This is a genomic window from Helicobacter bizzozeronii (assembly GCF_900196775.1).
Taxonomy (GTDB): Bacteria; Campylobacterota; Campylobacteria; order Campylobacterales; family Helicobacteraceae; genus Helicobacter; species Helicobacter bizzozeronii.
In genome coordinates this window covers 1-7,118 of the sequence record NZ_FZLB01000104.1, presented here as the reverse complement: position 1 = coordinate 7,118, position 7,118 = coordinate 1, and the positions used below count along the sequence as shown (strand labels likewise).

Here is a 7,118-nt window from a genome sequence, read left to right as displayed (position 1 = left end):
ATTGATAGGGGTTCTAGCCTGAATGTAGCCATAATGATAATTGGCTTCTTGTGTGTTGGGTAGTTCCCCCTTAGTGCCCCAAACAATAAACTCGCATTGTTGCTTAAAGCCATTAGCAAAGGGTCTAGCACCCCTGCCCTTATCCCACACAATGACTCCCCGCCATGCCAAATCCGCTAATTGCACGGCATCGCTAAGAGCAGGGAGCATCCGCCAGTCAATGAAACTAAAAAAGTAACTATTAGGCTTTAAAATGCGCTCTATTTGGGCAAAGATAAAGCCTATCCACATGGTAAAAACCCGTTGGTCTTTGCTGTCCCCCATAAATTCGGGGTAAGTTTTCCCATCTTTGCGGATTGTTAAATACTTGTCATTGGTGCTTTTGTAGCGCTCTGCTAAAGATTTTACACCCCCTGAACAATAGGGCGGATCAATGAGCACACAATCAATACAACTATCAGGCAATTTAGCCATAAACTCCAACGCATCGGCGTTAAAAACTTGGTTAAGGTAGGGGGTTAGAATGGTCGCTCCTTTGGGTTTTAAGTAAGATTTAGCTAGCATGAAGAGGGCTTTACAATAGGCGTGGGAAAGTTTGTATAAACTGCGCACATCTCCCACCTGTGTGAGTATTGCCTGCCTCTACTGGGTTGCATGGGTGTGCTGTAATCCTCAAGGTAGGGGGCTTAGTTCTTCTAATTCTAAACTATAGATTCTATGCCCTTTCTGCACACTCTCTTTTAAAGTGATTTTAGCCTCTGCTGGCTTGCCATTAACATTGAGCCGTGTAAAATATCTGTGCATCGCTTTTATATCCGGGCTAGCCTTTTTGTCTGCATAGGTTTCTTTTAGGGTGGCATTCTCAAAAAGGCTTTTAATGCCCGCTCCTACTTTAAAATGTTCCTCTTTGCTAAACCCATTGGCAATGCTTTTTTCTAAAGCCTTAGAACTCGATATTTTATTGAGCCCCGTGCTTGAAAGGCGCGCAATAACCCCCGTTTCTTTGTTTTTGATGTCTTGGTTTAAAATAGGGCTTAATGCTTGTTTTAAATCCTCTCGCAACTCCTTTAGCCCCTTAATCCCCTCTGTGGTGTAGTTAAAGTCCTCTGGGTTAGGTTCAATTTTGGGGGTTTTAAGCGGGGGTTTGGTAGAATTAGTTTCTCCCTTTTGGGCAAGATCGGAGCCATGCTCAGACTTAGCCGCGACTTGGTCGAACTTCTGCGCGGGGGGAGTTTTCTTGTTCTCATACGCCGTGATGATCCAGTAATTTTTACCTTCGTGTTCCCAGCCTTGTGAGATGCCTACCCTAAACTCTCTGCCATTGTCTTTAAGAATAAAGGTCTTTACACCCGCTTGGTCATTGACTAAATTACCATTCTTAATAATCGTTTCAATCCCATTCCCCAACTTCTCCAAAGCATTCGCCCCCTCAAACCCCTTAAAGTCATCAAGATGTTTTTCTACAATCTTAGACAAGCCATAAGGCTTTAGAGGTTTACCATTAGCCCCTTTCAAGCCCTTTAAATCTGTGGCACTTGCTCCCCAAACTAGATCAATATAGCCCCCACTCTCGCCCAAATCCTCCCTATAAAAAGCCCCGGCTACTTGCCCGCGTTTCTCTTGCAAGAGTTTAGCCACGGCTTGTGCGCCTTTACCCTCAAATTCTTTAAAATGCTCCCCAAAAGCGGGATTAGGCTCAATGTTGGGGGTTTTGTTTTTAAGTCCATTGTAAGCAATTTGACCTTGTTGAATCTGCTCTTTTAAAAAGGCTTCTAGCTCTTGGGGGCTATGTTGGCTAAAATGCCAGCCTATGTGGCCGCTTTGGGCTAGACTGATAAAGTCCTTACCTGTTTTGGGGTCTTTAAACTCTTTGAGGAATAAAAGCCCTTGATTTTTTATCAACAAATCGGGCTCTTCTAAAGTTTGGCGGATATAGGGCAAGAACGCCTCTTTATTGGGGGCTTCAATCTTAAAGAGCGTATGGGGCGACAACTCAATACCGACAACATTTTGAACCCCTAAAGCCTTAGCCTCTGCCGCTTTTTTGGGGTCTATTAAAGCCTTAGCCACCTTTGGTGAAAGATAAACGCTAAAAGTTGCTTGGTTATCTTTGAGCCCAAAAGCCTTAGCCCACTCTGGATCCAAGTCTAAAGCACTCTCATACCCTTTGAGGGCTTGAGGGGGTGTTTGGGTTTTAATGTGATCTGTAACAATCCATGCACGGCGTTCGCTATTTCTGAGTGCTAAACTCAAGCCGTGGTAATTAGGGCCACTTTTAAGCCATAGCATATTAGTCCCCTCTTCTTCTAGGTGTATGCCCTGTGTGATGATGGTTGTTAGCGCACTGGCGGCTTTTATTTCTTTTTTGTTGGCAAAAGTGCCGGGGAAGTCTGCAAAGTCCTTTAGTTTTCTGTGAATCCTAGAAAGACCAATATCAACGACCTTACCCCCTTGTAAGCCCTTTTGTTTGCCCCAAACAAGATCAATATCACCCAAGTCTGGGCGTGTGAATACGCGGCTAACTTCTCCATGGTCTTTGTCTTTAAAAAGTCTAAGGACACCATAAATACCCTTGAATTGTGGATGGGTATTGTCATAGCCAAAGTAGTGTTCTCCCTCAATTTCAAGCGGTGGGGTCTTAGATTTCTTGGGTTTAAGGGGGGTTGTGCTAGAATTGTCTTTAGGGTTTAAGGGCAGAGTCTCGCCTTTAGTAAAAGAATCAGAGTTGCGACCTTGATTCTTCTCCTCCAAACTCTTAGAATTATCATAAGCTGTTACAACCCATCTATTGCTACCTTTTTTTACTCCCCCCTCATTCCACCCTTCATTAAGCCCTACCTTATAACCTCTATAAAGAATGTTATAGCCATTGTGGGTTTTAAGCACTTCCCCATTTCTGATTATTGCCTCAATCCCATTCCCCAACTTCTCCAAAGCATTCGCCCCCTCAAACCCCTTAAAGTCATCAAGATGTTTTTCTACAATCTTACTCAAGCCATAAGGCTTTAGAGGTTTACCATTAGCCCCTTTCAAGCCCTTTAAATCTGTGGCACTTGCTCCCCAAACTAGATCAATATAGCCCCCACTCTCGCCCAAATCCTCCCTATAAAAAGCCCCGGCTACTTGCCCTCTTTTCTCTTTTAAAAGCTTAGCCACCGCTTGTGCGCCTTTACCCTCAAATTCTTTAAAATGCTCCCCAAAAGCGGGGTTAGGCTCAATGTTGGGGCTTTTAAGCGGGGGTTTGGTAGGGGGGTTAAGACTCGTTGTGCTAGAATTATCTACGAGTTGGTTAAAAAATGTTTTAGCCTTAAAAGTCTCAGCGAGTATATTTGGGGCTTTCTCACCTACATGTAGCACCTCTCCACCATCGCCTACGACATTTTTTAATCTGTTCAAAGTCTTATAAGAATTGGTGCGGATAGTCCAACTGCCATCACCTGATCGGGCTACACTGGTAAAATAATATGTTTTCTCAATACCTTTAACAAAGATTAAGACGTTCTCCTTGTCTCTTAAAATCATATCACTTTGCTCTAAAGCGGGTTTGATGTGGGGCAGTAGGCTATCTCTTTGCCTTTTCTCCAATTTAGCCAAACTCCCGCGCGTTAATTTAATTTGTTCCCCCTTTAACACGGGTTCTAAGGCTTCTTGCACTTCTTTACTAAATTGGGGGATAAAGGGCTCATCAAGGCTTTTAAGATTAAAAGCTTTTAGCCACTCATAGGCTAGAGTCCTATCTTGCAACTGGGCTAATCTGCTTTGGTGGTGTTGGACTAATTCATAGATGCTCGGGCTATTGTTTTTAAGTTCTTTAGCCTTGTTAAGTGCCTGCAATAACTGGGCGTGGCTTAAATACGCTTGTCTGCCTTCTAGCACGATTTGCGTGCTGTTTTTAATATCCTCTTTAAAAATCACGCGGTTAATATCCACTTCTCTTTTATAGGGCAAAAGCCCCGCGATGGCTTGTTTTCTTTCTTGCACTAATTGCCCTATGCGTGCAGGGCTTAGCCCCTCTGCTTTGGCATGCGTTACCAACTCTTGGGTATTTTTATAGGTTAAGAGCAGGGGCTTATCTTTAAGCCCTTGTGTGCTATCTTGAGCTAAAGGAGCTTGTATGTCTGAATCTATCCCTTTACCACCGGTTAAAGATGTAGATTTTTGGTTTAATTTTGAATCTAAGCGGTTATATGCTGTGCCCGACTCTGAAGTCCCCGGGTTTGAATTTGACTTTAACAAAGGCTCTTGGGTGTCTTTTAAATCTGTTCCTGATTTTTTTGCCAATACAGACATGGTAGATGGTGCTTGTGGAGAAATTAGCTTAGAGGAAGTAAAAAGGCTACTATCTAAATCGGACTCTTGACCTATCGCCTTCATTTTGCGTTTGAACTCTTTTATGTCCTTGTTGCTCAGTTTACCCTCTAAATAGAGTCGCCGTTTCTCCTTATAAAGCGGGTCTAACTGCTTTTTAACCGCCCAACTCTTAGGCGTGTGGACTTGTATTTCAGCGGGTATGCCATTAAAGTTGAAATTAATATGTGCCCCTGTGTAGCCATCTTGGGTTTTAATAAATTTGGGGGTTATGTTGGTGGTCTTAGGGTTAGCCTCTAAGCTACCTAACACGCGCATAAACTCAGCATCAAAGGCTTGTCTATCTGCAAGCACTGCCCCTCTTAGCAGATCATCTATGCGACCAGTGTCCCCCTTGTAATATTCTAGCTTTTCTTGGATACTCTGCAGGCTTTTAAGCGTGTTATTAGCCTCTAGGGTGCTACTACCTTTTAGCCCCTCTAAAAGCTCCTTAAACCCCGCTTCTTGCTCTTTAGCTTTGGCGTGAAGCTCTGTGGCTTGATTTTTAAGTTCTTGGGTGGTAGAGTTGGGATTAGTCTTTGTATCGGTCGTTTGTCCAAGTCCTAGCTCATAACTAGGGTGCTTGGGGTGCTCTTTTGGCATTACCGAATCAAAGACCGGATTCCTATGCAAATCCCCTCGTTCAAAATACATGGTTTTAAAAGCCAATTCATTTTGGCCCTTGCGGATTTGTTCCACCACCACATAATATCCGTTAATTTGTTTCCCGCTAATAATCACTTCCCCCGCGTGGTTTGAGCCTAAAACTTGGAAATCTGCTTGATCGGTGTATTGGGGGTATTTAGCGATGTCCTCTTTGGTTACGGCAGGCTGTTCTCTTGCCTGCTTGATAGTCCCATTTTCCCCATGTCTCTCTAGCACATGCAAAATCTCGCTTTTATCAATGGTGCGTCTGACATCTGTGGGGTATTTAAAGCCTAATTCTTGGGCTTTAGAGGGCTCTAAGTGCTCAATGGCTATCTTTTTGCTAGGCTCTTTAAACTCTAGCAGATAATCCACTACAGCGGGGCTAAAATTAACCCGCCCTATGATGACCATATCACGCCCTTTAGAGGGACTAGAATCAATGAGGGCTTTAATTTCCTCAAAACTTAATCGCTTAGGTTCTTCCCCTCTAGCCCCTGTTGGTGGTGGTTCTCCACCACTTGGAGGTTTTCCCCCACTATCCCCTAAATGCGGATTAGCTATCCCTCCTCCACCATCATCTGGTGGTAATCCCCCCTCAATCTCTCTAATAAGGGCTTTTGTGGCGTTATTTTTTAATTTGAGATTAAGCATTTATGTTGTAGGGTTTTTGCGATGGTGCAGTTGCGTCTAAGTAGCACCCGTGAGGAACGGGCGTGCGACGCTATCTAAAATTTAGATAGTCGTATACCAGCACCATCTCTAAAATCTACCCCTTTTTCTAATTTTCCGTTTTCTTTGTAGATGGTTTTTAGAGTTAGTTGGTTGCTTTTCGTGCCGATAGCTTCCACCACAATCGCGTACCCGTTAACCTGCTTGCCTATTACAATATATTTACCTTTGGGTGTGTCTTCTACCCTCATCAAATCCGCCCCATTCACAATGTCCGGATAAGTGGCTATGTCTTCGTACGTTACTGCTGGTTGTTTGCTCTCCTCTACTAAAGGACTTCCCTTGCCATGCCTTTTTTCAATATGGGTTAAAGCATCCCCATCAAATAACATCTTAATGGGCTTGTTAGGGTCAAAACCTAGATACTCAATGATTTTAGGGTTAGTCAGTTCCCCAATCCAAACCTTATCATTCTTGCGTCTTTTGACCTCCTCTAAAAACGCGGGCGTAAATCTGTGCCCTCTTGATTTTTAAGTGTTGGGGTGGTAGGGTTAGCTCCACTGCTAGGCATATAGCCTTCAAGATCAAGGCTTGGAGTCGTGTTAGGGCGTTGGCTATGGGATAGCAGGACTTCTTTATTGAGTTGCCCCTTTAACTTCCACATATCAAAAAATCTTAACTTATCTTGCCCGCTTAAGGCTTCCTCAATCACCACCGCGTAGCCATTAATCTGTTTGGCATACACGATACGCCCACTCTCTTCTTGTATGTGTTTAAAATCGGGGTTTTTAAGATACTCTTGGTAGTGAGCGATGTCCTCTAAAGTTACCGCAATCTGCCCTCTGCTAGCCTCCTTGTTTATATCTCCATGCTGTTTCAAAGTATGCAATACTTGGTGTGCGTCAATTTCTCTTACAAGCTCTCTCTTGCCCTTAAATTTAAGGGCTTGGGCTAGTTCTTGGGCTTCTGTAGCCTCTACACTAGAAACCACTAGCCTTTGTTTGGCGTTAGCGTTAGCTTGAGGACTCAAATCCCATTGTTGTATAGCTTCTTTAATCTCTTGGGGCGTTAAATTCCTTTGTTCTCCACCCTTTGCCCCCTCTAAACTTCCACCATCACCACTTGGCGGTTTCCCTCCTCCTCCACCTCCACTAGGTGGTGGCTCATCTGGTGGTAATCCCCCCTCAATCTCTCTAATCAAGGCTTTAGTGGCGTTATCAAAGTCTTGGCGTTGGACTAGGTGGTTGAGCTGGATTTTAAAGTCCTGCACACTAGCAGACTTGTTTAAAGCGGCTTTGATGTGGTAGCGCAGTGCGGCAGAACTCACCTTCGTGTTAATGCCCTTAAAAAAGGGGATATGGGGCATCGTGCGCACAACAATACTAAATAAGGCTTTTGTGATCTGATACTGGGCAGCACCACTCACACTGGTCGCAATTGAGGAACCCACATGC

General features: G+C 43.9%; 4 protein-coding genes. All 4 read right to left on the bottom strand.

What is annotated here, in order from left to right; genetic code table 11:
* On the bottom strand, positions 1-564 hold a 564-nt coding region (locus C5684_RS08720; RefSeq protein ID WP_267891350.1), incomplete at its 3' end, for a DNA methyltransferase.
* Between the two features lie 108 nt (positions 565-672).
* Entirely contained in the window at positions 673-5,646 is a 4,974-nt protein-coding gene (locus C5684_RS09360; protein WP_199764542.1) for a putative barnase/colicin E5 family endoribonuclease, read from the bottom strand.
* Positions 5,647-5,720: 74 nt separating this feature from the next.
* Positions 5,721-6,113 (bottom strand): PBECR3 domain-containing polyvalent protein, encoded by a 393-nt coding sequence (locus tag C5684_RS08705; RefSeq protein WP_267891351.1) that lies wholly within the window; start codon positions 6,111-6,113, stop codon positions 5,721-5,723.
* Between the two features lie 44 nt (positions 6,114-6,157).
* On the bottom strand, positions 6,158-7,118 hold a 961-nt coding region (locus C5684_RS08700), incomplete at its 5' end, for a PBECR3 domain-containing polyvalent protein (protein WP_456152208.1).

Bases quoted from the DNA above. Each gene is read 5' to 3' on its own strand.
- C5684_RS09360 (WP_199764542.1), bottom strand. From the start codon at position 5,646: ATGCTTAATCTCAAATTAAAAAATAACGCCACAAAAGCCCTTATTAGA.